27 protein-coding genes and 1 other RNA gene are annotated in these 23,393 nt (G+C 62.1%); 20 read left to right on the top strand and 8 right to left on the bottom strand.

Annotation, left to right across the window (positions count from 1 at the left end; genetic code table 11):
• Positions 1-3 precede the first annotated feature (3 nt).
• The gene (locus C6V82_RS15325) at positions 4-999 is read right to left on the bottom strand and encodes a KpsF/GutQ family sugar-phosphate isomerase (RefSeq protein WP_102588557.1); all 996 of its coding nucleotides are present in this window, start codon (positions 997-999) and stop codon (positions 4-6) included.
• A 62-nt stretch (positions 1,000-1,061) separates the two neighbouring features.
• On the bottom strand, positions 1,062-2,006 hold the full coding sequence (locus C6V82_RS15320) for a calcium/sodium antiporter (RefSeq protein ID WP_102588558.1): 945 nt from the start codon (positions 2,004-2,006) through the stop codon (positions 1,062-1,064).
• A 150-nt stretch (positions 2,007-2,156) separates the two neighbouring features.
• On the opposite strand from C6V82_RS15320, the gene C6V82_RS15315 reads away from it, so the two are divergent.
• The 9 genes from C6V82_RS15315 to hisD all read left to right on the top strand — a co-directional run bounded on the left by C6V82_RS15315 (position 2,157) and on the right by hisD (position 9,030).
• A complete protein-coding gene (locus tag C6V82_RS15315) occupies positions 2,157-2,969 on the top strand; it encodes an ATP-binding cassette domain-containing protein (RefSeq protein WP_102588632.1) in 813 nt (270 codons plus the stop codon).
• Positions 2,966-3,748: a lipid asymmetry maintenance ABC transporter permease subunit MlaE gene (gene mlaE, locus C6V82_RS15310; RefSeq protein ID WP_102588559.1), complete on the top strand. Its 783-nt coding sequence runs from the start codon at positions 2,966-2,968 to the stop codon at positions 3,746-3,748. Before C6V82_RS15315 ends, mlaE begins: the two co-directional genes overlap by 4 nt.
• 37 nt (positions 3,749-3,785) lie before the next feature.
• Positions 3,786-4,250 (top strand): outer membrane lipid asymmetry maintenance protein MlaD, encoded by a 465-nt coding sequence (mlaD, locus tag C6V82_RS15305; protein ID WP_102588560.1) that lies wholly within the window; start codon positions 3,786-3,788, stop codon positions 4,248-4,250.
• A 55-nt stretch (positions 4,251-4,305) separates the two neighbouring features.
• Positions 4,306-4,974, top strand: a complete 669-nt coding sequence (locus C6V82_RS15300; protein ID WP_102588561.1) for an MlaC/ttg2D family ABC transporter substrate-binding protein — start codon at positions 4,306-4,308, stop codon at positions 4,972-4,974.
• Complete coding sequence (locus C6V82_RS15295) at positions 4,971-5,306, top strand: STAS domain-containing protein (RefSeq protein ID WP_102588562.1); 336 nt, start codon at positions 4,971-4,973, stop codon at positions 5,304-5,306. The genes C6V82_RS15300 and C6V82_RS15295 overlap by 4 nt, the downstream gene beginning before the upstream one ends.
• Before the next feature lie 118 nt (positions 5,307-5,424).
• The gene (locus C6V82_RS15290) at positions 5,425-5,694 is read left to right on the top strand and encodes a BolA family protein (protein ID WP_102588563.1); all 270 of its coding nucleotides are present in this window, start codon (positions 5,425-5,427) and stop codon (positions 5,692-5,694) included.
• 12 nt (positions 5,695-5,706) lie between these two features.
• Positions 5,707-6,969, top strand: a complete 1,263-nt coding sequence (gene murA / locus C6V82_RS15285; protein ID WP_102588564.1) for a UDP-N-acetylglucosamine 1-carboxyvinyltransferase — start codon at positions 5,707-5,709, stop codon at positions 6,967-6,969.
• Positions 6,970-6,992: 23 nt separating this feature from the next.
• Complete coding sequence (gene hisG, locus C6V82_RS15280; RefSeq protein ID WP_102588565.1) at positions 6,993-7,646, top strand: ATP phosphoribosyltransferase; 654 nt, start codon at positions 6,993-6,995, stop codon at positions 7,644-7,646.
• Between the two features lie 67 nt (positions 7,647-7,713).
• Positions 7,714-9,030, top strand: a complete 1,317-nt coding sequence (gene hisD, locus C6V82_RS15275) for a histidinol dehydrogenase (protein WP_102588566.1) — start codon at positions 7,714-7,716, stop codon at positions 9,028-9,030.
• A gap of 112 nt (positions 9,031-9,142) precedes the next feature.
• Here the strand turns inward: hisD and C6V82_RS15270 are convergent, their stop codons facing one another.
• Complete coding sequence (locus C6V82_RS15270) at positions 9,143-10,417, bottom strand: Do family serine endopeptidase (RefSeq protein ID WP_102588633.1); 1,275 nt, start codon at positions 10,415-10,417, stop codon at positions 9,143-9,145.
• A gap of 115 nt (positions 10,418-10,532) precedes the next feature.
• On the opposite strand from C6V82_RS15270, the gene C6V82_RS15265 reads away from it, so the two are divergent.
• Complete coding sequence (locus C6V82_RS15265) at positions 10,533-11,291, top strand: Nif3-like dinuclear metal center hexameric protein (protein ID WP_102588567.1); 759 nt, start codon at positions 10,533-10,535, stop codon at positions 11,289-11,291.
• Between the two features lie 15 nt (positions 11,292-11,306).
• Here the strand turns inward: C6V82_RS15265 and C6V82_RS15260 are convergent, their stop codons facing one another.
• The gene (locus C6V82_RS15260; RefSeq protein WP_180978298.1) at positions 11,307-11,771 is read right to left on the bottom strand and encodes a Z-ring associated ZapG family protein; all 465 of its coding nucleotides are present in this window, start codon (positions 11,769-11,771) and stop codon (positions 11,307-11,309) included.
• Between the two features lie 220 nt (positions 11,772-11,991).
• On the opposite strand from C6V82_RS15260, the gene zapE reads away from it, so the two are divergent.
• From zapE to C6V82_RS15220, 8 genes are all read left to right on the top strand, one after another.
• Positions 11,992-13,164: a cell division protein ZapE gene (gene zapE, locus C6V82_RS15255; RefSeq protein WP_180978299.1), complete on the top strand. Its 1,173-nt coding sequence runs from the start codon at positions 11,992-11,994 to the stop codon at positions 13,162-13,164.
• Positions 13,165-13,387: 223 nt separating this feature from the next.
• On the top strand, positions 13,388-13,816 hold the full coding sequence (gene rplM / locus C6V82_RS15250; protein ID WP_102588570.1) for a 50S ribosomal protein L13: 429 nt from the start codon (positions 13,388-13,390) through the stop codon (positions 13,814-13,816).
• A gap of 13 nt (positions 13,817-13,829) precedes the next feature.
• Positions 13,830-14,219: a 30S ribosomal protein S9 gene (rpsI, locus tag C6V82_RS15245; protein ID WP_102588571.1), complete on the top strand. Its 390-nt coding sequence runs from the start codon at positions 13,830-13,832 to the stop codon at positions 14,217-14,219.
• A 232-nt stretch (positions 14,220-14,451) separates the two neighbouring features.
• The gene (gene petA / locus C6V82_RS15240) at positions 14,452-15,045 is read left to right on the top strand and encodes a ubiquinol-cytochrome c reductase iron-sulfur subunit (protein WP_102588572.1); all 594 of its coding nucleotides are present in this window, start codon (positions 14,452-14,454) and stop codon (positions 15,043-15,045) included.
• Entirely contained in the window at positions 15,045-16,304 is a 1,260-nt protein-coding gene (locus tag C6V82_RS15235) for a cytochrome b (protein ID WP_102588573.1), read from the top strand. Before petA ends, C6V82_RS15235 begins: the two co-directional genes overlap by 1 nt.
• Positions 16,304-17,071, top strand: a complete 768-nt coding sequence (locus C6V82_RS15230; protein ID WP_102588574.1) for a cytochrome c1 — start codon at positions 16,304-16,306, stop codon at positions 17,069-17,071. Before C6V82_RS15235 ends, C6V82_RS15230 begins: the two co-directional genes overlap by 1 nt.
• Before the next feature lie 160 nt (positions 17,072-17,231).
• Positions 17,232-17,858, top strand: a complete 627-nt coding sequence (gene sspA, locus C6V82_RS15225; RefSeq protein WP_102588575.1) for a stringent starvation protein SspA — start codon at positions 17,232-17,234, stop codon at positions 17,856-17,858.
• 55 nt (positions 17,859-17,913) lie between these two features.
• Positions 17,914-18,411: a ClpXP protease specificity-enhancing factor gene (locus tag C6V82_RS15220; protein WP_102588576.1), complete on the top strand. Its 498-nt coding sequence runs from the start codon at positions 17,914-17,916 to the stop codon at positions 18,409-18,411.
• 214 nt (positions 18,412-18,625) lie between these two features.
• Here C6V82_RS15220 and C6V82_RS15215 read toward each other — a convergent pair whose 3' ends face one another.
• From C6V82_RS15215 to C6V82_RS15200, 4 genes are read right to left on the bottom strand one after another with little or no spacing between them, the layout of a single operon-like run.
• On the bottom strand, positions 18,626-19,204 hold the full coding sequence (locus C6V82_RS15215; RefSeq protein WP_102588577.1) for a BON domain-containing protein: 579 nt from the start codon (positions 19,202-19,204) through the stop codon (positions 18,626-18,628).
• A gap of 5 nt (positions 19,205-19,209) precedes the next feature.
• On the bottom strand, positions 19,210-19,803 hold the full coding sequence (locus tag C6V82_RS15210) for a phosphoheptose isomerase (protein WP_102588578.1): 594 nt from the start codon (positions 19,801-19,803) through the stop codon (positions 19,210-19,212).
• Positions 19,804-19,842: 39 nt separating this feature from the next.
• On the bottom strand, positions 19,843-20,211 hold the full coding sequence (locus C6V82_RS15205; RefSeq protein ID WP_102588579.1) for a YraN family protein: 369 nt from the start codon (positions 20,209-20,211) through the stop codon (positions 19,843-19,845).
• The gene (locus tag C6V82_RS15200; protein WP_102588580.1) at positions 20,195-21,955 is read right to left on the bottom strand and encodes a penicillin-binding protein activator; all 1,761 of its coding nucleotides are present in this window, start codon (positions 21,953-21,955) and stop codon (positions 20,195-20,197) included. Before C6V82_RS15200 ends, C6V82_RS15205 begins: the two co-directional genes overlap by 17 nt.
• A gap of 95 nt (positions 21,956-22,050) precedes the next feature.
• Between C6V82_RS15200 and rsmI the strand changes: the two genes are divergently transcribed.
• Both rsmI and rnpB read left to right on the top strand, forming a co-directional pair.
• Positions 22,051-22,923: a 16S rRNA (cytidine(1402)-2'-O)-methyltransferase gene (rsmI, locus tag C6V82_RS15195; protein ID WP_102588581.1), complete on the top strand. Its 873-nt coding sequence runs from the start codon at positions 22,051-22,053 to the stop codon at positions 22,921-22,923.
• A gap of 90 nt (positions 22,924-23,013) precedes the next feature.
• Positions 23,014-23,378, top strand: an RNA gene (gene rnpB, locus C6V82_RS15190) — RNase P RNA component class A.
• Positions 23,379-23,393 lie beyond the last annotated feature (15 nt).

Below are 23,393 nucleotides of genomic sequence, written 5' to 3'. Positions count from 1 at the left end.
TCATCAGATCACGCCACTGGCGAGAAGGTCGTGCATGTGCAGTGCGCCGACAGGGCGGCCCTGGTCATCGACCACGGCCAGTGCCGAGATGCGATGATCCTCCATCAGCTTGACCGCCTCGGCGGCCAGCATCTCGGGGTGGGCGCGCTTGCCTTGACGGGTCATGACATCGTCGACCTTGAGGTCTCGAAGGTCGCTATGATGGTCGAGGGTGCGGCGCAGGTCACCGTCGGTGTAGACCCCGGCAAGCAGGCCCTGTTCATCGACCACGCAAGTGAAGCCGAGTCCCTGCCGGGTGATCTCGAGCAGGGCATCGCGCAGTGGGCTGCCCAGGGGAACCTGGGGTAGCCGCGCGCCCCCATGCATCAGGTCGCCGACGCGCAGCAGCAGGCGCTTACCGAGACTGCCGCCTGGGTGGGAAAGCGCGAAGTCCTCGGCGGTGAAGCCGCGATACTCGAGTAACGCCACGGCCAGGGCATCCCCCAGCGCCAAGGCGGCGGTGGTGGAGGAGGTCGGGGCCAGGTCGAGCGGACAAGCCTCGCGCTCGACGCCAGCATCAAGGTGTGCCTCGGCATGCCGCGCCAGGGTCGATCCCGGGCGCCCTGTCATGCTGATCAATGGCACGCCCATGCGCTTGAGCAGTGGCAACAGGGCGGTGACCTCGGCGGTTTCGCCGGAGTTGGACAGGGCCAGCACCACGTCACCGGGTGTGATCATGCCAAGGTCGCCATGACTGGCCTCTCCGGGGTGCACGAAGAACGCCGGCGTGCCGGTGCTGGCTAGGGTCGCGGCGATCTTGCCGGCGATATGCCCCGACTTCCCCATGCCGGTCACCACTACGCGGCCCCGACACTGGAGCATCAGTTGGCAGGCGTGGTCGAAGGCATCGTCGAGGTGCTTGGCAAGGCCGGCAATGGCCTGTTGCTCGAGCAGCAGCGTGCGCCGCGCGCTATCACGCAGGGCGGACGAGGCAGTGCTTGCTGTAGAATCTCTGGTCATGGCGGTGATTGTTGCCTGTCAGTTGGTTTCACTCAAGCGGCTTCGCGCATTCACCGCCGCACTCACAAGCTGCCAAGGCCAACCCAGGTCAGGTATGCCGCATAGGCAAGCGCCAGCGCAGCGCCAGGCAGGCGGCCGAGGTTGCCGTGTCGATACCACAGCAGCAGGCAGCCGAGCGCCAGGGTCATGCCCAGCATCACAGGGTAGTCGCGACTGGCGGCAGCGGGGTCGACGGCGCCAGGGGCCAGCAGGCCTGGCACCGGCAGGACCGCGAGCAGGTTGAACAGGTTGGAGCCGATCACGTTGCCAACCGCCAGGTCATGATGGCGTTTCAGGGCGCTTGCAACGCAAGCGGCGAGTTCCGGCAGGCTGGTGCCGATGGCCACGATGGTAAGCCCGATCACCAACTCGCTGACGCCGAGCCCCCGGGCGATTTCGCTGCCGCCCCACACCAGGGCACGCGAGCCGATGATCATCAGCAGCAGGGTCAAGGCAAGCCAGGCCAGGGCCTTGGGCAGGCGCATGTCGGGAATCGCTCCTTGCGACTGCTCACTGGCGTCCGGAGTATCGGCGCGAAACAGCCACCACAGGCTGAACACCAGCAAGGCCACCAGGAATGCGGCATCGAAGCGCCCGAGAACCCCGTTTGTCAGCGCGTACCCGGCAAGGCCAGTGGCGCCCATTAGTAATGGCAGTTCACGGCGAACCATGGAAAAGCGCACGGGAATGGGTACCACCAGTGCGGTGACGCCCAGCACGAGGCCGATGTTGGCGATGTTGGAGCCCAGGGCGTTCCCGATGGCAAGGTTAGGCAGGCCATCGAGAGACGCCATCAGAGAGACCACGATCTCTGGCGCCGATGTGCCCAGTGCCACGATGGTCATGCCGACCAGCATCGGGCTCATGCCGGCTCGATATGCCGTGGCGGCGGCGGCGCCCACGAAACGGTCGGCGCTCCACAGCAGGGCAACGAAACCCAGTAGTACGGAGAGCAGGGGAAGGAACATGGAACCGTCCTTGGGGTTGGGGCATGCAGAACCAGCGGCACATTAAACGAACTCGAGGCACCAAGTGCAAGCTGATGCACATTGCAGGCTAGTACCCAATCCAGTGGTTAGGATACAATGTTCGATAACTATTCAAGGGGCGCACAGGCGATGAGTGAATCTCCCTTCGTGGTGGTTGAAGGGCTGCATTTCTCACGTGGCGACAAGGATATCTTTCGTGGCGTGGCGTTGCAGATCCCGCGTGGCAAGATTACCGCCATCATGGGCCCCAGCGGCACCGGCAAGACGACCCTGCTCAAGCTGATCGGCGGCCAGTTGACACCGGATGCCGGGCGGGTGCTGATCGATGGCGAGGATGTGCATCGGCTATCTCGCAAGGCGTTGTTCGCGGTGCGTCGACGCATGGGCATGCTGTTTCAAAGTGGAGCGTTGTTCTCGGATTTGAATGTTTTTGAAAACGTTGCCTTTCCGCTTCGCGTGCACACCGATCTGCCCGATGCGATGATTCGCGACCTGGTGCTGATGAAGCTCGAGGCCGTCGGACTGCGCGGTGCCCGCGAGCTGATGTCATCGGAGCTGTCAGGTGGCATGGCCAGGCGAGTGGCGTTGGCCCGTGCCATTGCCCTCGACCCGGAATTGATTCTTTATGACGAGCCATTCGTGGGTCAGGATCCGATTTCCAAAGGGGTGCTGGTGCAGTTGATCAAGCGGCTCAACGATGCCTTGGGTCTCACCGCCGTGGTGGTTTCCCATGACATCGGGGAGACCCTGTCGATCGCCGACTATGTCTATGTGATCGCCGATGGCCAGGTAATGGCCCATGGCACTCCGAAGACCCTCGATGTCGATCAGGATCCCCGCGTCAACCAGTTCGTTCACGGTGAACCCGATGGGCCAGTGCCATTTCACTACCCGGCCGAGGATTACTTCTCCGATATTCTCCGTGAGGGAGGAGTGCGATGATCCACCACGTAACGGCGCTTGGGCGACGTGGCTGCAACCTGCTCGAGGCCATGGGCCGCGCCGGTATCTTCCTTGCTCAGTCGGCGGTGGGTGTTCCGTCCAAGGAAGGATGGACCTTGTGGCTGCGCCAGATGCATTTCGTCGGGGTGCTGTCCCTGGCCATCGTGCTGGTGTCGGGGTTGTTCATCGGCATGGTGCTGGCGCTGCAGGGATATACCATCCTGGTCGATTTCGGCGCGGAGCAGGCGCTTGGCCAGATGGTGGCATTGTCGCTGCTGCGGGAGTTGGCCCCAGTCGTGGCCGCCCTGCTTTTTGCCGGCCGGGCCGGCTCCGCATTGACTGCCGAGATTGGCTTGATGAAGGCCACCGAACAGCTCACCAGCATGGAGATGATCGGTGTCGATCCACTGCGCCGGGTGGTGGCACCGCGCCTGTGGGCGGGGTTCGTGGCCCTGCCCGTGCTGACCATCGGGTTCAGTGTGGTGGGTATCTACGGCGGTTATCTGGTCGGCGTGGAGTGGTTGGGCGTGTTCGAAGGCTCATACTGGAGCAACATGCAGGCCAGTGTGGAGTTCGTGAATGACATCGGCAACGGCATGCTCAAGAGCCTGGTATTCGCCGTCGTGGTGACCTGGATCGCGGTATTCCAGGGCTATGACTTGATCCCGACATCCGAGGGCATCTCCCGAGCCACGACCCGCACCGTGGTGTACTCCTCCCTGGCGGTGCTGGGGCTCGATTTCGTGCTGACCGCGATCATGTTCGGTGGGCTTTCCTGATGGTCGGCAACACAGCGTTGATGTACGGAGACACGCGATGAAGCGCAGCAAGACGATGGAACTCGGGGTTGGCCTGTTCATGCTGGTCGGCATCCTTGGCCTGGTATTCCTTGGTTTACGTGTCAGTGGGCTGACACTTCAGCCGCCGAGCGATACCTTCCGGCTGCAAGCCAATTTCGGCAACATTGGCGGGCTCAGTCCGCGTGCGCGGGTGACCATGGCGGGTGTCACGGTTGGCCGTGTCTCGGAGATCGAGCTGGATACCGAATGGTACGATGCCAGAGTGGTGCTTGAGCTGGATGGCGAGCTCGAGGGCAAGCTGTCACGTGATACCACGGCGGCGATCCTCACCTCGGGGCTGCTCGGTGAACAGTACATCGGACTCTCGGTGGGGGGCGACCCGGAGACATTGCAAGCCGGTGATACCATCCGCGACACCCAATCGGCCGTGGTGCTCGAAGAACTGATCCAGCAATTCGTGTCCAATATGGTCAATGAATGACTTGCCGCGTCGCTTCACGGCGGCGCAACGTCCTTGTGACAAGGAGATAACCGACATGACTTTCAAGCCCTTGTATCAGAAGGCGGCCATCCTGCGTGCGTTGGTGGTCGGCCTTTGCCTGGCGCTGTTCAGCCTCACGGCCCAGGCCAATCCGGAACGCAGCCCGGAGCAGATGATTCGTGACAGCGTCGATGAGCTGACCGGCAAGATCGAGGGTCGCCGCGATTATTTTGCCGAGAACATCGACGAGCTCGAGGCGCTGGTCGATGAGAATCTCGATGAGATCGCCGATTTTCGCTATATCGGCGCCAGTGTGATGGGGCGCTACTTCCAGAATGCCTCTCCCCAGCAGCGCTCGCGGTTCGTCGATGTGTTTCGCAAGACACTGATCGATACCTACAGCAAAGGACTCGTGACCTTCGACTACCGCGAGTTGCGGGTTCTCGATGCGCAGAGTGCCCAGCGCTACGAGGATCAGGCCAGCGTCGACATGGAGGTAGTGGCCACCAATGGCGACGTCTATCCGGTCAGCTACTCGTTGAGGCTTTCCGGTGATGACTGGAAGGTGGTCAACGTGATCGTCAATGGCATCAACCTGGGGCTGACCTTCCGCAACCAGTTCGACCAGGCCATGCGCGACAACAACCGCGACTACGATGCGGTCATCGACGGATGGGCCCCCGAACTTGCGGTGGACGAACTGGAAGAGGGCGGTAGCGCGTGACACCACTGCTGGAAGCCCATGGTGTGCGCCTCAAGGCCCTCGATTCGTGTCTCGTGGTGACCGGTGAAGTCGATTTCGAGATCGCGACCCGGCTCGCCGAGGCAGGGGGCGAGTGGCTCAATGCTCAGCCCGCCGGCAATGGGGTGGTTTTCGACTTCACCGGTGTGGGTTGTGTCAGCAGTGCGGCGCTGAGTGTATTGCTTGAATGGATACGCCGTGTTCGGGCCCAGGAGCTCGAGCTGACAAGTGTCAGGCTCTCTCCCGCGCTGCGCCGTCTCACCGATGTCGCCGGGCTCGACCGTCTGTTGCCGTTGGAATCCGCTGCCGCTTGACGCCTTCGGCATCGCCAAGTGCGGTGCTTTTCTTTACCATGTGGCTATTCCCGATTCGAGCCATCGGTCGCACTGCGTCCGGTGGCCTTCCCATTTCAGCTTCACAGGAGTGCGGTTCATGCAACCCAGCGAGGTCAAGTCGCTGCTCGAGGCACGCATCGATAACTGCGAGTTCCACATCCAGGGCGAGGGCTGCAATTTCCAGGTGGTCGCCGTGGGTGAGGTCTTCGATGGCCTGTCTCCGGTCAAGCGGCAGCAACTGATTTATTCGGCTTTATCCGACGAGATCGCCAGCGGTGCGCTGCACGCGGTGAGCATCAAGACCTTTACCCCGGCGCAGTGGCAAGCCGCGGATTCTCCGAACGCTTCACAAGGGCAGGGTGCCTGACGGCGAGTCTCCATGGACAAATTGATCATTACCGGTAACGGTTCGGTGGATGGCGAGGTCTGGGCCAGTGGTGCCAAGAATGCCGCGCTGCCGATACTCTGTGCGACACTGCTGGCCGATGAGCCAGTCACCATCGGCAACCTGCCGCACCTGCAGGACATCACCACCACGCTGGAACTGCTCGGCCACCTGGGCCTAGAGCCGGTGATGGGCGAGAAGATGAGCATCCAGCTCGATGGCTCACAGGTGCGTCACTGCGATGCGCCTTATGAACTCGTCAAGAAGATGCGCGCCTCCATCCTGGTGCTCGGCCCGCTGCTCTCCCACTTTGGTCATGCCGATGTCTCGCTGCCTGGCGGGTGTGCGATCGGTTCGCGACCCGTGGACCTGCATATTCGTGGCCTTGAGGCGATGGGGGCCGATATTCGCGTGGAGGGTGGCTATATTCGCGCGCGGGTGGATGGCCGGCTCAAGGGCGCCACGATCTTCTTCGATACCGTGACGGTGACCGGTACCGAAAACCTGCTGATGGCAGCGACCCTGGCCTCTGGTACCACGGTGCTGGAAAATGCCGCACGTGAGCCGGAGGTGGTCGACCTGGCCGAGTGCCTGATTACCCTGGGGGCCAGGATTCGTGGCCACGGCACCGACACCATCGTCATCGAAGGCGTCGAACGCTTGCACGGTGGATATCATGATGTGATGCCCGACCGTATCGAGACCGGCACTTTCCTGGTGGCAGCCGCGCTGTCACGGGGTCGCGTCCGAGTGCGCCGGACCCGCGCCGATATCCTCGAGGCGGTGCTTGCCAAGCTGGAGGAGGCGGGCGCCACCATCACCAGCGGTGACGACTGGATCGAGCTTGACATGCATGGGCGACGGCCGAAGGCCGTCAATATTCGTACTGCCCCGTATCCGGCGTTTCCCACCGACATGCAGGCTCAGTTCGTGGCGCTCAACGCGGTGGCCGAGGGCAACGCGCGCGTGGTCGAGACGATCTTCGAGAATCGCTTCATGCACGTGCAAGAGCTGAATCGTATGGGGGCGAAAATCGCCCTCGAGGGAAACACCGCGCTGATCGAAGGAGTCGAGCGCCTGTCCGGTGCGCCGGTGATGGCAACCGACCTGCGCGCATCCGCGTCACTGGTCATCGCGGCCATGATGGCCGAGGGCGAGACCATGGTCGATCGCATCTACCATATCGATCGCGGCTACGAATGCATCGAAGAGAAGCTGCAGTTGCTGGGTGCGCAGATTCGCCGCGTGCCGGGCTAGCCCTTCCCATCACAGGCAACGACATGAGCAAACAATTGATTCTGGCCCTCTCCAAGGGGCGTATCCTGGACGAGACCCTGCCGCTTCTGGCCGATGCGGGTATCACGCCGGCGGAGGATCTTGGCAAGAGTCGCAAGCTGCTGTTCGATACCAACTTGCCGGACGTCAAGCTGGTGGTGATTCGTGCCACCGACGTGCCGACCTATGTGCAGCTCGGAGCCGCCGATCTTGGGGTGGCCGGCAAGGACGTATTGCTCGAGCATGGCGCCGACGGTCTTTATGAGCCGCTCGATCTCGAGATTGCGCGCTGCAAGTTGATGACCGCTGGCATCACCGGTGCCAAGCCAGCCCTGGCCCGTCGCCGAGTCGCCACCAAGTTCGTCAAGGTGGCGCGTCGCTGGTATGCAGAGCAAGGGATCCAGGCCGAGGTGATCAAGCTCTACGGCGCCATGGAACTGGCGCCGTTGATGAACCTCGCCGACGAGATCGTCGATATCGTCGATACCGGCAATACCTTGCGTGCCAACGGTATGGAGCCGCGCGAGCTGATTGCACCGATCAGCACCCGGCTAGTGGTCAACAAGGCGGCGATGACCATGAAACATGCGCGCATCAAGCCATTGCTCGAGCGCCTTGGTCAGGCGGTGGCAGTGCGCCGTGAGTCGGCCTCGGCGTGAGCGCTTGGCGCGCGTCGTGGCGCTTGACTCGGTATTCCTGACAGATTCGATTGCTATGGATGACCCCATGACCGATACCACCGCTTGCCCCGTCATTTCCCGCATGGCGACCAATGCGTCAGATTTTGACGTTCGCCTTGACGCGTTGCTCGCCTGGGAAGGCGTTTCCGATGTGGATGTCCAGCATCGGGTCGAGGAGATTCTCGACGCGGTCAGGACGCGTGGCGATGCCGCGCTGATCGAGACCAGCAATCGCTTCGATCGTTTGGCGGTATCCAGCATGGCCGAGCTCGAGCTCAGCCCCGAGCGCCTTCGCCAGGCCCATGATGGCCTGGGTGCCGAGCAGCGTGACGCGCTGGCGAGTGCCGCCGAGCGCATTCGTCTCTATCACGAGCGCCAGAAGCCCGAATCATGGCAGTACACCGAATCCGATGGCACGGTGCTTGGCCAGAAGGTCAGCCCGCTGGATCGTGCCGGCATCTATGTGCCGGGTGGCAAGGCGGCGTATCCCTCTTCGGTGCTGATGAACGCCATTCCCGCTCATGTGGCGGGTGTGCGAGAGATCATCATGGTAGTGCCGACCCCGGATGGTGTGCTCAACGAACTGGTGCTGGCGGCCGCACATCTCGCTGGTGTTGATCGCGTCTTCACTCTCGGTGGCGCCCAGGCGGTGGCGGCCCTTGCCTATGGCACCGAGACAGTGCCGCGGGTCGACAAGATCGTCGGGCCCGGCAACATCTATGTGGCGACTGCCAAGCGCGCGGTATTCGGCCAGGTGGGCATCGACATGATCGCGGGTCCCTCCGAGATTCTGGTGATCTCCGATGGTGGCACCGACCCCGAGTGGCTTGCCATGGATCTGTTCTCCCAGGCGGAGCACGATGAAGACGCCCAGGCCATCCTGGTCAGTTGGGACGCCGAGCACCTGGCGGCGGTCGAGGCGGCCATCGAACGGTTGCTGCCGACTCTGGAACGCGAGGCGATCGTGCGCGAGTCGCTGGCAAGGCGTGGCGCGCTGATTCACTGTGAGGATCGACAGCAGGCCGTTGCGCTGATCAACCGCATCGCCCCGGAGCATCTCGAGCTATCGGTGGCCGATCCCGAGGAGTGGCTGCCTGACATCCGCCACGCTGGCGCGATTTTCATGGGGCGTTACACCGCCGAGGCGCTGGGTGATTATTGCGCCGGGCCGAACCATGTGCTGCCTACCTCCGGCACCGCGCGGTTCTCATCGCCGCTTGGGGTCTACGACTTCCAGAAGCGCTCATCGATCATCCACTGCTCCGCTGAAGGCGCCTCGGCGCTTGGCAAGATCGCCTCTACCCTGGCTCGGGGGGAATCTCTGACCGCCCACGCCCGATCCGCCGAGTATCGCATCAAGTAGCCGCCTGGCTGCCGATACCCAAGGCGCGACCCGAAAGGCCCCGCCACGGCGGGGCCTTTCGGTGATGGGCCAGTCGATGACGGGGGTTGTCGATAATGGTGCGAATGCCGGTTCACTGGCTTTGTGTCGGTTCCTGAAGCCGGGGGGGCGGGCGTTCGCCTACCTCGATGCTCAACTCCAGTGTTTCTCCGCCGCGCACCACGGTCAGCGGCAGCGTATCACCGGGCGGGATATCGGCAATGTCGCTCATGGTCTGTCGGGCATCGATGATGGGCTGGCCATCGATCCTCAGCAGCACATCGCCTGGTCGCAGGCCGGCCTCGTGGGCGGGGCCATCGGCGACCACGCCGGCGATCACCACACCGCGTGGGGTGTTGAGGCCGAAGGAGGCGGCCAGTTCCTGGTTCATCTCCTGAGCCTCGACACCCAGCCAGCCACGAATGACCCGCCCCTGGGTCACCAGTTCCTCCAGGATGTTGCGGGCAAGGTTGGCGGGGATGGCAAAGCCGATGCCCTGCGAGCCACCGGAGCGCGAGAAGATCGCCGTGTTGATGCCGATCATGGCACCTTCCGGGTTGACCAGGGCGCCACCGGAATTTCCGGGATTGATCGCGGCATCGGTCTGGATGAAGTCCTCGTAGGCATTCAGCCCCAGGTGGCTTCGGCCGGTGGCGCTGATGATGCCCATGGTGACGGTCTGCCCGACACCGAAGGGGTTGCCGATGGCCAGTGATACATCGCCCACCGCCACCTCGGTCGAGTCGGCGAGCTCGATCACCGGCAAGTCGTCGAGGTCGATGCGCAGTACCGCAAGATCGCTTTCCGGGTCCGTACCGATCACTTCGGCCAGTGTCTCACGGCCATCGCGCAGGGCGACCTGGATCTGGTCGGCGCCACCGATGACATGGTGGTTGGTCAAGACGTAACCATCTTCGCTGATGATCACCCCAGAGCCGAGGCTCGATAGCATGCGCTGGCGAGCCGGCATGTCGTCGCCATAGAACTGGCGGAAGAAGGGGTCGGACATCAGGGGGTGTTGCTCGCGTTCCACCACACGCGACGAGTAGATATTGACCACTGCGGGGGCGGCTCGCTCGACAGCCGTGGCATAGCTGACCGGCCCCTGATCGCGACTCAGTGGTGCCGCCTCGCGAATCTCCGGGGAAGGTCGCGAGCCTGGTTCGTGCGGTGCCTGCACATCGGGCGATACCGCGGTGGGGGGCTGGACTTGAGGGGGCTGTTCGGTGGGTTGGTCAGGCGCCGGGGTGGTCGGCTGGGGGTCTGCCTGCTGTCGTCCGGTCAGTTGAGGAAAGGTATTGAGTAGCACAACCGCCAGCAGCACGCCGATGGCGATAGGTAACAGATAGGGCAGCACAGAGCGCGGCAGGGAGCGTTGCATGCGGCAAGAATCCTTGTCGTGGGCGGTCGCGCAGGCAGTCGCCCGCTGGTTACAATGGTTGGATTGTAACATTGACACCCAGACGACGTCCGGAGACGAGACGATGAATCGTGATGAACTGGTGGCGGCCTGCGACCGGGAACTCGCCGTACAACGCTTCAAGGATTACACGCTCAATGGCCTGCAGGTCGAGGGCCGGGACAGGGTGGTGCGCGTGATGACAGGCGTGACCGCCTGCCAGGCGCTGATCGATGAAGCGGTGGCATGGAGGGCGGATGTCCTGCTTGTGCACCATGGCTACTTCTGGAAGAACGAGCCGGTGGCCATCACGGGGATGAAGCGCCAGCGGATCGAGAGTCTGCTGCGCCACGACATCAACCTGCTGGCCTATCATCTGCCACTGGATGCCCACCCGACGCTTGGTAACAACGCGGAACTGGCAAGGCGCCTGGGTTTTCGCGTGGACGGCTGCGCTGATGGCGAGCTGGGAGAAGGGCTGCTGTGGCTGGGCTCGCCTGCCAATCCGCTTGATGCCGCGGCGTTGGCTACCCATGTCGGGGAGTGCCTGGCGCGCCAGCCGTTACTGATCGAGTCGCCGCATGGCGGCGAGATCCGCAGGGTCGCCTGGTGCACCGGCGGTGCTCAGGACATGATTTCCGCCGCCAGGGAGGCGGGAGCCGATGCGTTCATTTCCGGAGAAATATCCGAGCGCACCACGCATCTGGCCCGTGAGCAGGGGATTCATTATCTGGCGGCTGGCCACCATGCCACTGAGCGCTATGGCGTTCAGGCGCTGGGCGAGTGGCTTGCAAAGCGGTTCTCTATCGAACATCGCTTTGTGGATATCGACAACCCGGCCTGATCGCCGGGCAGCCGATCAATAACGGGGTGGCGATGTTTCGCCCTTGTCGGCATCGCGCTTCAGTCCGAAACTCTCGGACAATGTGCCACCGCTTCCGTCTGCGTAGTCGCGCGGGGTCGGCATCTCAGCGTCGGCTTGAGCGACATCTTCCGCAGGTGGCGGTTCATGTGCAGGCATGAACTCCAGCGTCTTCTGCGCAGTCGTGGAGCGCTTGAGGGTCGTGGCATGTTCAGCGAGCCTTTGCGAGAGTGTATCGCTGTCGCGCTTGAGGCTCTCGACGAGCTCCGTGACGTCGTCGAAGTGATCACCGATGCCCTCCTTGAGGGCGACGAGTTCGCGGTCGCGCTCCGCGAGGCGTTGGCGCAGTTTCTGCTGATGCGCGGCCGTGGCGTTGAGCAGGTGATAGCCCAGTGCTCCGATACCGATACCAGCGCACAGGCTGGCCACAGCGAAAATCCAGTTGATATTGCTCTCGTCCACGTCTTTCCCCCTGCGGCATTGGGACGAACCGGTGCGCGAGGCAAGGCCGGTATCGATAGGGCGTAAGGCCCTGGCGCACCATTATAGGGTCCAGGTAGCTTGACGGGTCAACGCGTGGCGGCGATGCGCTTGCCAGCTCGGATGCGTATAATGCGCATTTCATTATCTATTATCCAATCCATGACAGGCAGTCCTCGTTGCCATGCAGACACCTTCGCCCATGTCAGACTCCCGTGATGCCTGCTTGAGCCCCATGGCGCGCTATCGTGCCGACCTCGAGCGTGATGACTTCCAGTACGACGCAGCGCAGGAGCGGGCGGTCGAGCATCTCCAGCGTCTGTACGACGATCTTCTGTCCACGCCGCAGAGGCGTCCGCGTTCTTTGCCGCCGGAGCAGGGGCTTGCATCACGCATGGCGGGGTTGTTTGGCAAGCGCGACAAAGGCGAGGAGCGACGGGAAAAACCAGCGGTTCCCGATATCGAAGGCGTCTATTTCTGGGGCGGAGTTGGGCGTGGCAAGACGTACCTGATGGACTGCTTCTACGAGTCGCTGCCGTTTCCCGAGAAAATGCGGACCCATTTTCACCGCTTCATGCAGCGCGTGCATAACGAGCTGGAGCACTACAAGGGCGAGCGCAACCCCCTGCGCCTGGTGGCGGCCAAGTTTGCCGGCGAGGTCCGGGTGATCTGTTTCGACGAGTTCTTCGTCAAGGACATTACCGATGCGATGATTCTCGCCAACCTGCTCGAGGCCTTGTTCGAGCATGGCGTGGTACTGGTGGCGACCTCCAATATCGTGCCTGATGAGCTCTACAAGGATGGCCTGCAGCGGGCGCGATTCCTGCCCGCCATTGACCTCCTCAAGCGTCATTGCCGGTTGGTCAATGTCGACTCCGGGATCGATTACCGTTTGCGTGCCCTGGAGCGAGCCGAGATATTTCATTCTCCACTCGATGACGAGGCGGAGCGGGAGCTCGAGCGTAGCTTTCGCGAAATCGCCGGTCAGGCTGGGGAGCCAGATGAGTCCATCGAGATCAATCGCCGGGTGCTGCATGCCCGGCGTTTGCACGATGACGTGGTGTGGTTCGAGTTTCTCGAGCTCTGCGACGGACCGCGCAGCCAGAACGACTATATCGAGCTTGCCCGCGAGTTCCACAGCGTGCTGGTGTCCAATGTCACGCGGATGAGTGGCGCCACGGATGATCAGGCGCGGCGCTTCATCAACATGGTCGATGAGTTCTACGACCGGGGTGTCAAGCTGTTGATGTCCGCTGAGGTGCCCGCCGAGCAGCTCTACGCCGATGGCCGCCTGGAGTTTGAATTCAAACGCACCTTGTCGCGGTTGCAGGAGATGCAGTCGCGCGAGTACCTGGCATTGCCTCATAAGCCCTAGTCGTCCCGCGCCTCACTCCCGCGGATCGATGGCGACAGGCCTTATGCCCCACCAGTGCGGCGATCGTCCGCAGCCCTTTTCCTACGGGTCGCGACTAGTGTAGAATGCGCGCTCGCTCGACCGTTGTGTCGTCCTCCTGGGCGGGACAACCAAGAAGAATAGGGATGGTTCAATGCCGGCACGCCGGCGGCAGAACCCAATACACTGATCTGGTGATACATCCATGAAGACGTTCACTGCCAAACCGCAGACCGTCCAGCGCGACTGGTACGTCGTCGACGCCGCGGACAAGACGCTCGGCCGTCTGGCCACCGAAATCGCTCGTCGCCTGCGTGGCAAGCACAAGCCGGAATTCACTCCGCATGTCGATACCGGCGACTACATCGTCGTGATCAATGCCGAAAAGGTGAAGGTCACCGGCAACAAGGCCACCGCCAAGACCTATTATCGTCACACCGGTTATCCGGGTGGCCTGCGCTCCATGACCTTCGACAAGCTCGTCGAACACGCGCCGGAGCGCATCATCGAGTCCGCCGTTAAAGGCATGTTGCCGAAGGGTCCCCTGGGTCGTGCCATGTATTCCAAACTCAAGGTCTACGCCGGCACCGAGCATCCGCATGCAGCCCAGCAGCCGCAAGAATTGAACATCTGAGGGAGTCTTCGCCATGACACAGCAGTATTACGGTACCGGGCGCCGCAAGACCTCTACCGCGCGCGTCTTCCTGAAGCCGGGAACCGGCAAGATCACTGTCAACAATCGTGATCTCAACGAGTATTTCGGCCGCGTGACGGGCCGTATGGTCGTTCGTCAGCCCCTCGAACTCACCGAGACGCTCGGCCAGTTCGACGTCTATGTCACCGTCAAGGGTGGCGGCGGTTCAGCCCAGGCGGGCGCTATCCGTCACGGCATCACGCGTGCACTGATGGTGTACAACGAGGAGTTCCGTGGCTCCCTGCGTGAAGCCGGCTACGTCACTCGTGACGCGCGTCAGGTAGAGCGTAAGAAAGTCGGCCTGCGCAAGGCCCGCCGTCGTCCGCAGTTCTCCAAGCGCTGATCGAAAAGGTCAGTCGAGCGAACTGCCAGCGACAACGCCCGAGTCCATGGACTCGGGCGTTTTGTTTTACGGATCAGGATATTGTGCGCGAACTACCACCATGGTCAATGGTCGCCGTCCTTGTATGGTGTGGCGCATTTTCTTACTATAGACCGCATTTGGTATCCGTGGTCGCGGGATGCTTTCCTGCCCGTGATGGAACAGCGGGTAAGCTGATGGGAGAAACCTTGAAATGGCAGATAACGGCGTAAACAAGGGTCGGCGCCGTTTCCTCGTGGGTGCCACCACCGTAGTGGGTGCGGTGGGTGCCGTCGGGGTAGCGGTCCCCTTTGTGGCTTCCTGGCAGCCAAGTGCCAGGGCGAGAGCGGCGGGTGCGCCCGTGCAGGCCGATGTGTCCAAGCTTGAAGCAGGACAGCGCATGACGGTGGAATGGCGCGGTCGTCCGGTGTGGATCATCAATCGTTCACCAGAGATGATCGAGCGTATCGAAGACTTTGATGCTTCACGTCTCGCCGATCCAGATTCCGAAGAACCGCAGCAGCCTGGTTACGTGTCGGGTCCGCTGCGCTCCATTCGCCCGGAAATTGGCGTATTGATCGGTATCTGCACCCACCTGGGATGCTCGCCGCTTTTTCGCCCTGAGCCAGACGCGGTGGAAGTGGACAACTGGCCCGGTGGCTTCTTCTGCCCCTGCCACGGCTCCTTCTTCGACCTGGCGGGTCGCGTGTTCCGCAATGTGCCGGCACCGACCAACCTGGAGGTTCCGCCCTATCGCTTCGAGACCGATGACATCATCATCGTCGGTGAAGATGAGGAGACTGCCTGATGGGTAACCCGAACAAGGCGAAGGCGGAGCGTGGGCTGATGCGCTGGGTTGACGACCGCTTTCCGGCCACCCAGATGGTGCAAGAGCACCTGACGAAATACTACGCTCCCAAGAACTTCAACTTCTGGTATTTCTTCGGTTCCCTGGCGCTGCTGGTGCTGGTCAATCAGATTCTCACCGGTGTGTGGCTGACCATGAGCTACAACCCCTCCGCGGAAGGCGCCTTTGCCTCCGTCGAGTACATCATGCGCGATGTCGAGTGGGGCTGGCTGATTCGCTACATGCACTCTACCGGGGCTTCGGCCTTCTTCGTGGTGGTCTACCTGCACATGTTCCGCGGCCTGCTCTATGGTTCCTACAAGGCGCCCCGTGAGCTGGTGTGGATCTTCGGCATGACCATTTACCTGCTGCTGATGGCAGAGGCCTTCATGGGCTACCTGCTGCCGTGGGGCCAGATGTCCTACTGGGGTGCGCAGGTCATCATCTCACTGTTCTCCGCTATTCCCGGTATCGGGCCAGACCTCGCCCAATGGGTGCGCGGTGACTTCCTGATCTCCGGTATCACACTGAATCGCTTCTTCGCGCTGCATGTGGTGGCATTGCCAATCGTGATTCTGGCGCTGGTGGTGCTTCACTTGATCGCGCTTCACGAAGTGGGTTCCAACAATCCCGACGGCATCGATATCAAGGACAAGAAGGACGAATCCGGCAAGCCGCTGGACGGCATCCCCTTCCATCCCTACTACACGGTGAAGGATATCGTTGGTGTGGCGGTGTTCCTGTTCGTCTTCGCGGTGGTGATCTTCTACTTCCCGGAAGGCGGTGGGTACTTCATTGAGAAGCCCAACTTCGAGCCTGCAAACCCCCTCAAGACGCCGGATCACATCGCACCGGTGTGGTACTTCACACCCTTCTACGCGATTCTGCGGGCGATCAACTTCTCGCTGTTCGGCCTGGACGCCAAGTTCCTGGGTGTGGTGTGCATGGGGGGAGCCATCGCCGTGCTGTTCGTATTACCGTGGCTGGATCGCAGTCCGGTGCGCTCGATGCGCTACAAGGGCTGGATGTCCAAGGTAATGCTGGCGCTGTTCGCGGTGAGTTTCGTGATACTCGGCATCCTGGGTGTGCTGCCATCTACCGCCGGTCGCACGCTGCTGGCGCAAGTGTGCACGCTGATCTACTTCGCCTTCTTCCTGCTGATGCCTTTCTATACCCGGCTGGAGAAGACCAAACCCGTTCCGGAAAGGGTGACTGGCTAATGAAAAAGCAACTGTTCGCACTGCTCTTCGCGCTGGTGCCTTTCAGTGCCATGGGAGCCGTCGCCGTGGATGTGCCTTACTCGATGACGCCTGATCTCAAGGATCAGGAATCCCTGCAACGTGGCATGCAACTCTATGTCAACTATTGCATGGGGTGTCACTCGATGGAGCATCAGCGTTTCGCTCGGGCAGCCGAAGACTTCGGCATGCCACAGGATCTGGTAGAGGACAACCTGATCTTCTCCTCTGACCTGGCCTTTAACGACCAGATGCACAATGCCATGACCGAGGAGGATGCCGCCAACTGGTTCGGGGCTCCCGCGCCTGACCTGACGCTGCATGGGCGCCTGCGTGGTGGCGACTGGCTCTACTCCTACCTTCTCACCTTTTACAAGGACCCGAGCCGTCCCACGGGCGTCAACAATGAAGTGTTTGACCTGGTGGCGATGCCCAATGTGCTCGAGCCACTTCAGGGCGTGCAGGAGAAGGTCTGCGCTGAAAGCGATCGTCCCATGGAGGGAGCGGAACTCGATACGTTGACTGGCAAGTATCAGTCATGCGACGTGTTGCAAGTGACGCAGCCGGGCTCCATGGAGCCGGATGAGTTCGAGGAAGCCGTCTATGACTTGACCAACTTCCTGGTCTATGCCGGTGAGCCTTCCAAGCTGCAGGCCCAGGCGTTGGCACCCAAGGTGTTGATCTTCATCTTCATCTTCGGTGTGATTGGTTACCTGCTCAAGCGTGAGTACTGGCGCGACATTCACTGACCCGCTGCCTGTGAAGCCGACAGGGGCGCATGGCCTTCTTGAGTCATGCGCCCCTGTGGCGTCTTCGGTCTGGCGGTAGAGTCGATGGTGTCTGCAGTGCCCCTCAAGCCAGGGGCTGTCGTGTTATCATTGCGGTTCGAACTGATGTGAGGAATGTTTCATGGGTGTAGTGGCCAAGCGGTCGTCGATGACCTTCTATTCCGGGGGTGATGATCACTTCAGTCATCGCGTACGTATCGTGCTCGCCGAGAAGGGTGTGGCCGTTGACATCGTCGAGGTCACCGAAGAGCAGCGCCCCGAGGAGCTGGCTGACCTCAACCCCTATAACAGCGTCCCGACGCTGATCGATCGCGACCTCGTGCTCTATGAATCCAAGGTAATGATGGAGTATCTCGACGAGCGGTTCCCGCATCCTCCGCTGTTGCCGGTCTACCCGGTGGCGCGTGCCCAGAGCCGGTTGTGGATGCACCGTATCGAGCGCGAGTGGTGCCCGATGGTGGCGCAGATCGAGCAGGGGCCCAAGAAGGATGCTGAACGTGCGCGCAAGGAGCTGCGCGAGAGCCTGGTGGGCATCTCGCCGATCTTCGAAGACATGCCGTTCTTCATGAGTGACGAGTTCACCCTGGTGGACTGTTGCCTGGCACCGTTGCTGTGGCGCCTTCCTGCGCTTGGCATCGAGTTGCCGGAGAAGCAGGTCAAGCCACTGCTCGGTTATATGGAGCGGGTGTTCGATCGTGAAGGTTTCAAGGCCTCGTTGAGCGAGAACGAACGCGAGATGCGTGCCTGAACACCTGCCATCCCGGCATCGCCGGGATGTTTCCAACGATGCGGAGGGCCAAGTGATGCAATCAAGCCGCCCCTATATCGCACGCGCGTTATATCAGTGGTTGCTGGACAACGAACTGACGCCGTATATCGTCGTCGATGCGGACCAGCCAGGTGTCGAGGTGCCAAGGCAGTTCGTCCAGAACGGACAGATCGTGCTCAACATGGCGCCAACCGCCGTGCGTGACCTGTTCATCGAGAACGAGGCGCTGGGGTTCGGCGCACGATTCGGTGGCAAGCCGATGCAGGTCATGGTGCCCACCTCGGCGCTGATCGCTATCTATGCCCGCGAAAATGGCGTTGGCATGGTGTTCGGTCATGAACCCGTGATGCCGATGGAAGCAGCGGAAAGCGATAGTGACGAGGAAGGACCGTCACTGAGCAGCGTGGATGCCGATGTGCCGGCCGACTCTGATGCGAGTGATGAATCGCCAGATGACGATGCCTCTACCGACAAGACGTCCGGGGCTTCGGCGCCACGCAAGGGCAAGCCGTCGTTGCGAGTGATCAAGTAGGGCGGCACACGCACCCCGCACTCCACATCGCGTCGATCCATGCGCGCCACCCTTATCGCTTTCTCCATCACGTCTATCTACATCAATCTATCAACAGCGCGCTTATCCACATCCTTTCCGGGATGACTTGAACGGCAGGCCCTCGGGACTGCCGTTCATTTTCATGCCGATGTTTTTTGCCGTTGTGCAACCGGGAAGCGTGTACTCAGTGTGCTCAGTCGAGATAATCGAAAACCTTGACGATACGCTGCATGCCACCAATGCTCGATACGGCATTGACGATGCGGTCGGCCTCGGCGCGCGTCACGATGCCCATCAGGTAGACGCTGTCATTCTCGGTGACTATCTGCAGGCGCCGCGATTCGATTTGCTCGTTGGCTGCAAGGTTGGTGCGGATGCGCGTGGTAAGCCAGGTGTCGGCCAGCCGTTGGCTGGCGGGCAGGTTGCCGGCGATGGACAGTTCGTTGTGCACTTCACGGACGTTGCGAACCTCATGGGCCACCTCTTCGGCCAGCGTCTTGAGTTCTTCGCTAGGCACCTGACCGGTCAGTAGAACGACACCATTGTAGGCATCCACGTTGATGCGGGCATCGCCAAGGCGTGCGTCAGTGCGGCCAAGGTTGTGGCTGATCTTGGTCTGGATGTTCTGGTCCTCGACGCGCGCGCCGGCGGTTCGTTCACCGTAGTTTTCCTGAATGGGGCCTGAATGGGTAACCCCGGTGACAGTGGTGCAGCCGCTGATGCCGAGGATGATACTCAGCAGGAGGGGGGTGAGCAGAGACTTCCTGGTCATGGTGATCACTCGCTTGTGCCGAAGAGTTGTTCGTCGATCAGGTCGCACAGACAGTGGATCACCAGCAGGTGGACCTCCTGAATGCGCGCTGTGGAGGTGGCCGGTACGCGTATTTCGCAGTCGTCCTGGCCGAGTAGCGACGCCATGTTGCCACCGTCTCTACCGGTGAGCGCAACGACGGTCATGTCACGGTCATGGGCAGCCTGGATGGCCTGGATGACATTCGCCGAGTTGCCGCTGGTGGAGATTGCCAAGAGAATGTCGCCAGGCTGGCCCAGGGCGCGGATCTGCTTGGAGAACACCTCATTGTAACTGTAATCGTTGGCGATAGAGGTCAGTGTCGAGGTGTCGGTGGTCAACGCCAGGGCCGGCAGGCTCGGGCGCTCGCGCTCGAAGCGATTGAGCAGTTCCGATGAGAAATGCTGGCTGTCACCGGCACTTCCGCCATTGCCGCAGGCCAGGATCTTGCCTTCGCTGACCAGGCACTGGACCATCATTTGACTTGCCACCTCGATGAACGGTGGCAGCACCTCGCTTGCGTAGGTCTTGGTGTCGATGCTGGCATTGAAGAGGCCGAGTATGCGCTGCTGGAAATCCATGCTGAGCCCTGACTCCTGGTTGCGGTGTGGCGATACCGTTCAGTGCGCGTCGAAGGCGTTGGCCACCCACATGAACTCCAGGGCGGGTGGCTGGCCGGTGACAGCCAGCACATCGAAGCGGCAAGCACATGATAGCCGGTTGCGCTGGAGATAAAAACGCGCGGCCTTGATCAGGCGGCGTTGCTTGGTGGGGGTGATGGTCTCGAGGGGATGCCCGTGGCGGTCATCCGCGCGATGGCGTACCTCGATGAAGACCAGTACGTCATCGTCACGCATCACCAGGTCGAGCTCGCCACCCTTGGCGTGCTGGTTGCTGGCGACCAGCACCAGGCCATGGGCGGCTAGCCAATCGGCGGCGAGGCGCTCGATGGCCTCGCCACGTGCGCGTGCGTCACTCGGCCCGTTCATCGCCGAAGATGCCGGGGATCAGGATCGGCTGAGGCACGCCATTGACGAAACGCGCCCAGGGAAGCTGGCGCTGGATGCGGCCATCCTGACCTGCACGCAGCGTGCCTGTGGCGCCAAACATTTCGCTACCGGACATGGCCTGGAACTGAGGAAGCCGACGTCCGAGTTCATAGGCATCGACGCCCATGGCCATCAGTCGGAACATGCCTGGGTCCGACTCTTCGCGCAACTGGCGGTAGCTGGCGGTGAAGGGCAGGGCATCTTCGCCGCCCACCGCGGCATCGGGGATTTGCCAGGGAATGTCCACGAATTGAACGTCGTCCAGATCATGGTCGCGCTGTGGGTTCAGGCGCCCCTCGAACAGGTGAGAGGTGGCATATACCGGTAGTTCGCCAGCGTAGTAATAATCCATGGTCGGGGGAACCTGGCGGGCATATTCCGGTAAGGCGAGCAGGAACAGCATGTCCGGCTGTGGGTTGGTGATGGCGCGACGCGTGCTTTCGGTGGCCGCGGCATTGGGGTTGTAGCGCACGGCATTGCTGACCTCCCCACCACGCGCCCGCCATTCATCCCAGAATGCCTCGCCAACGCGGCGGCCCCAGTCGTTGTCTGGCACCAGCAGTCCAGCGCTGCGGTGCCCATCGACCCAGGCGCGCTGTGCTACCTGGCGTGCCTCGTCTTCCGCCGACAGGCCGTATTGGTAAAGGCGCCGAGCCTGGTTGCTTTCGCTGTTGCCATAGTTCAATGCCAGTGTCGGCAGTGGCACGCTGTCACCTGTCTCGAGCTCGGTGACCTGGTCCTTGTCTAGCGGGCCGATCACTACCTGGGCGCCACGATTGCGGGCTTCCTGGTAGAGAGCGTCCAGGCTGCCTTGGCTTGAGTCGATGAAACTCAACCGAGTCCCGCTGCCGCCTCCATTGATGGCGTTCTGATGATGCATACGCATGCCTTCCCGGATGGCGCGAGCGGCGCCGGCCAGGGGGCCGGATTCAGGCAGCAGCACGGCCATGTGGCTGACCTCCGTGCCACGCAGCTCGCGCAGTGCCAGCAACTCGGCCGGCACGCTGCGCGCCGCCGGGTGGCGAGCGTTGCGTTCACGCCAGTCATCGAGGCGTGCAAAGAGGCGCTCGATGTCGCCCCCGCCGCTGCGTACCAGTTCGGCGAGGCGAACCCAGCCAAGGGTCAGAGAGTCACCGTCGCGGCCAAGGTCGGAAAGTGCGCCACCTTCGAGTTGCTCGATGGCCTCCCAGATTGCATCGTTGAGTGATTCGTCGTCGGTATCCGCCTGCACCCGGAGCAGGGCTTGGGCAGCGGCGGCTGGCTCGCCGATGTCAAGAAGCGCCATGCCCAGTTGTTCGCGCAACGCGAGTCGCCTGTCGGCCGAAAGGTCGAGCTCATCGATGTTCTGGCCGGCCTGGATCACCGCCGAAGGGTCATCGAGCGAGTCGCCAAGCTCGGCGAGCAGCAGCGCCCAGCGGGCGCGTGCTTGAGGGGGCAGGCGTGCGTCATCAATCGTGCTGGCGACGTCGAGAGCCTGGGTGGCATTGCCCTGACGTGCTAGAATCTCCGCCGCTTCCAGTCGGGTCTGGGCCGCTTGTTCAGGATCCTGCTGTTGCGCCTGTTCGAGCAGACTGGCAGGGTCATCATCCGCCATGCGTTCGACGATACCGGGCTGGTAGGCGCAACCTGCAAGCAGAATTGTCACCAACGCGGTGGCCAGCAGGCCGCGTGGGGGTGTCAGCATGAATCCATCCTTCCGTCCATTGTTCAGGCGTGTGTTGCGTCAAGCCTCTGTAGAGAAAGGCTTCTACAGTCCTGGCGCGTGCCGTGGAGCCACCAATGTCAGACTCGAACTCCAGTATTTCGAACCCGGGTGCATTGTACGTGGTCGCCACACCGATTGGGAATCTCGAGGACCTGAGTGCGCGCGCTTCGCGGATTCTTGGTGAAGTCACGCTGGTGGCCGCCGAGGATACCCGGCATACCGCTCGCTTGCTGCGACATCTCGGCCTTTCGGTGCCGATGCTCTCCCTGCACGAGCATAATGAGCAGGCGCGAGTCGATCAGCTCGACGCTCGCCTGACCGCCGGTGAATCGCTTGCTCTGGTCAGCGATGCCGGCACTCCGCTGATCAGCGATCCGGGGTTCGTGCTGGTGCGTGAATTGCGAGCACGAGGGCGACGGGTGGTGCCGGTGCCGGGAGCGTGTGCGCTGGTTGCCGCACTATGTGCCGCAGGGCTCCCCACCGATCGTTTCCTGTTCCAGGGGTTTCTACCCGCCAAGGGTGGTAACCGTCGTGGCCGCCTGGAGGGGTTGGCGGTGCGCGAGGAGACCCTGGTGTTCTACGAATCGCCGCATCGCATCCGCGACACCCTGGCCGATCTCGACCACTGCCTGGGGCCGCGACGCGTGGTGCTTGCTCGTGAGTTGACCAAGACCTTCGAGACCTTCCTCGATGGCAGTGCCGCCGAGCTGCTGGCATGCATGGAGGCCGACCCCGACCAGTCGCGTGGTGAATTCGTCATCATGGTGGCTGGCGCAGGGCCGCGAGACGACCAACAAGGCACCGATATCGAGGCCGATGCCTTGCTTGCCGCGTTGCTTGGGGAGGGTGTGGGCGTCAAGCAGACGGCTGGTGTGGCGGCAAGGCTTCTGGGTGGTGCCCGCAAGGCGTGGTACGCGCGTGCCCAGTCACTCAAGGATGACGCATGAAGGATCATGCCCGGGTGGTGCCTGTAAACTTATGGTGATCGGCCTGAATGGCGATTGAGGGGGCGGCAGGGCGCTGGTATCCTTGCTCCGGGAGCTGGCCAGACAGTCGCCGCCACCTGGGTCCCAGGATCGAGGCGGGGGAGGAAAGTCCGGGCTCCACAGGGCAGAGTGCCAGGTAATGCCTGGGCGGCGCGAGCCGACGGAAAGTGCAGCAGAGAGTAGACCGCCTACGTCTCCTTCGGGAGGCCGGTAAGGGTGAAAGGGTGCGGTAAGAGCGCACCGCGCGCCTGGCAACAGTGCGTGGCACGGTAAACCCCACTCGGAGCAAGACCAAATAGGAACCCTTTGGCGTGGCCCGCGTCGGGTTCGGGTAGGTTGCTCGAGGGCCGTGGTGACGCGGCCCCTAGATGAATGACTGTCCACGACAGAACCCGGCTTACCGGCCGGCTCCCCTCTTTCTTCATGATCTG

It is taken from the genome of Halomonas urumqiensis (assembly GCF_003028575.1).
Lineage (GTDB): Bacteria > Pseudomonadota > Gammaproteobacteria > Pseudomonadales > Halomonadaceae > Halomonas > Halomonas urumqiensis.
This window is presented reverse-complemented; position numbering and strand designations above follow the sequence as displayed.

What these genes read in the sequence shown, in the direction of transcription:
- zapE (WP_180978299.1), top strand. Translation starts at nt 11,992, where the DNA reads ATGTCAGACTCCCGTGATGCCTGCTTGAGCCCCATGGCGCGCTATCGT.
- C6V82_RS15300 (WP_102588561.1), top strand. Translation starts at nt 4,306, where the DNA reads ATGACTTTCAAGCCCTTGTATCAGAAGGCGGCCATCCTGCGTGCGTTG.
- C6V82_RS15210 (WP_102588578.1), bottom strand. Translation starts at nt 19,803, where the DNA reads ATGGATTTCCAGCAGCGCATACTCGGCCTCTTCAATGCCAGCATCGAC.
- murA (WP_102588564.1), top strand. Translation starts at nt 5,707, where the DNA reads ATGGACAAATTGATCATTACCGGTAACGGTTCGGTGGATGGCGAGGTC.
- C6V82_RS15325 (WP_102588557.1), bottom strand. Translation starts at nt 999, where the DNA reads ATGACCAGAGATTCTACAGCAAGCACTGCCTCGTCCGCCCTGCGTGAT.
- C6V82_RS15235 (WP_102588573.1), top strand. Translation starts at nt 15,045, where the DNA reads ATGGGTAACCCGAACAAGGCGAAGGCGGAGCGTGGGCTGATGCGCTGG.
- rplM (WP_102588570.1), top strand. Translation starts at nt 13,388, where the DNA reads ATGAAGACGTTCACTGCCAAACCGCAGACCGTCCAGCGCGACTGGTAC.
- C6V82_RS15230 (WP_102588574.1), top strand. Translation starts at nt 16,304, where the DNA reads ATGAAAAAGCAACTGTTCGCACTGCTCTTCGCGCTGGTGCCTTTCAGT.
- C6V82_RS15320 (WP_102588558.1), bottom strand. Translation starts at nt 2,006, where the DNA reads ATGTTCCTTCCCCTGCTCTCCGTACTACTGGGTTTCGTTGCCCTGCTG.
- rsmI (WP_102588581.1), top strand. Translation starts at nt 22,051, where the DNA reads ATGTCAGACTCGAACTCCAGTATTTCGAACCCGGGTGCATTGTACGTG.
- mlaE (WP_102588559.1), top strand. Translation starts at nt 2,966, where the DNA reads ATGATCCACCACGTAACGGCGCTTGGGCGACGTGGCTGCAACCTGCTC.
- petA (WP_102588572.1), top strand. Translation starts at nt 14,452, where the DNA reads ATGGCAGATAACGGCGTAAACAAGGGTCGGCGCCGTTTCCTCGTGGGT.
- C6V82_RS15265 (WP_102588567.1), top strand. Translation starts at nt 10,533, where the DNA reads ATGAATCGTGATGAACTGGTGGCGGCCTGCGACCGGGAACTCGCCGTA.
- C6V82_RS15205 (WP_102588579.1), bottom strand. Translation starts at nt 20,211, where the DNA reads ATGAACGGGCCGAGTGACGCACGCGCACGTGGCGAGGCCATCGAGCGC.
- mlaD (WP_102588560.1), top strand. Translation starts at nt 3,786, where the DNA reads ATGAAGCGCAGCAAGACGATGGAACTCGGGGTTGGCCTGTTCATGCTG.
- rpsI (WP_102588571.1), top strand. Translation starts at nt 13,830, where the DNA reads ATGACACAGCAGTATTACGGTACCGGGCGCCGCAAGACCTCTACCGCG.
- C6V82_RS15290 (WP_102588563.1), top strand. Translation starts at nt 5,425, where the DNA reads ATGCAACCCAGCGAGGTCAAGTCGCTGCTCGAGGCACGCATCGATAAC.
- C6V82_RS15200 (WP_102588580.1), bottom strand. Translation starts at nt 21,955, where the DNA reads ATGCTGACACCCCCACGCGGCCTGCTGGCCACCGCGTTGGTGACAATT.
- hisG (WP_102588565.1), top strand. Translation starts at nt 6,993, where the DNA reads ATGAGCAAACAATTGATTCTGGCCCTCTCCAAGGGGCGTATCCTGGAC.
- sspA (WP_102588575.1), top strand. Translation starts at nt 17,232, where the DNA reads ATGGGTGTAGTGGCCAAGCGGTCGTCGATGACCTTCTATTCCGGGGGT.
- C6V82_RS15215 (WP_102588577.1), bottom strand. Translation starts at nt 19,204, where the DNA reads ATGACCAGGAAGTCTCTGCTCACCCCCCTCCTGCTGAGTATCATCCTC.
- C6V82_RS15220 (WP_102588576.1), top strand. Translation starts at nt 17,914, where the DNA reads ATGCAATCAAGCCGCCCCTATATCGCACGCGCGTTATATCAGTGGTTG.
- C6V82_RS15315 (WP_102588632.1), top strand. Translation starts at nt 2,157, where the DNA reads ATGAGTGAATCTCCCTTCGTGGTGGTTGAAGGGCTGCATTTCTCACGT.
- hisD (WP_102588566.1), top strand. Translation starts at nt 7,714, where the DNA reads ATGACCGATACCACCGCTTGCCCCGTCATTTCCCGCATGGCGACCAAT.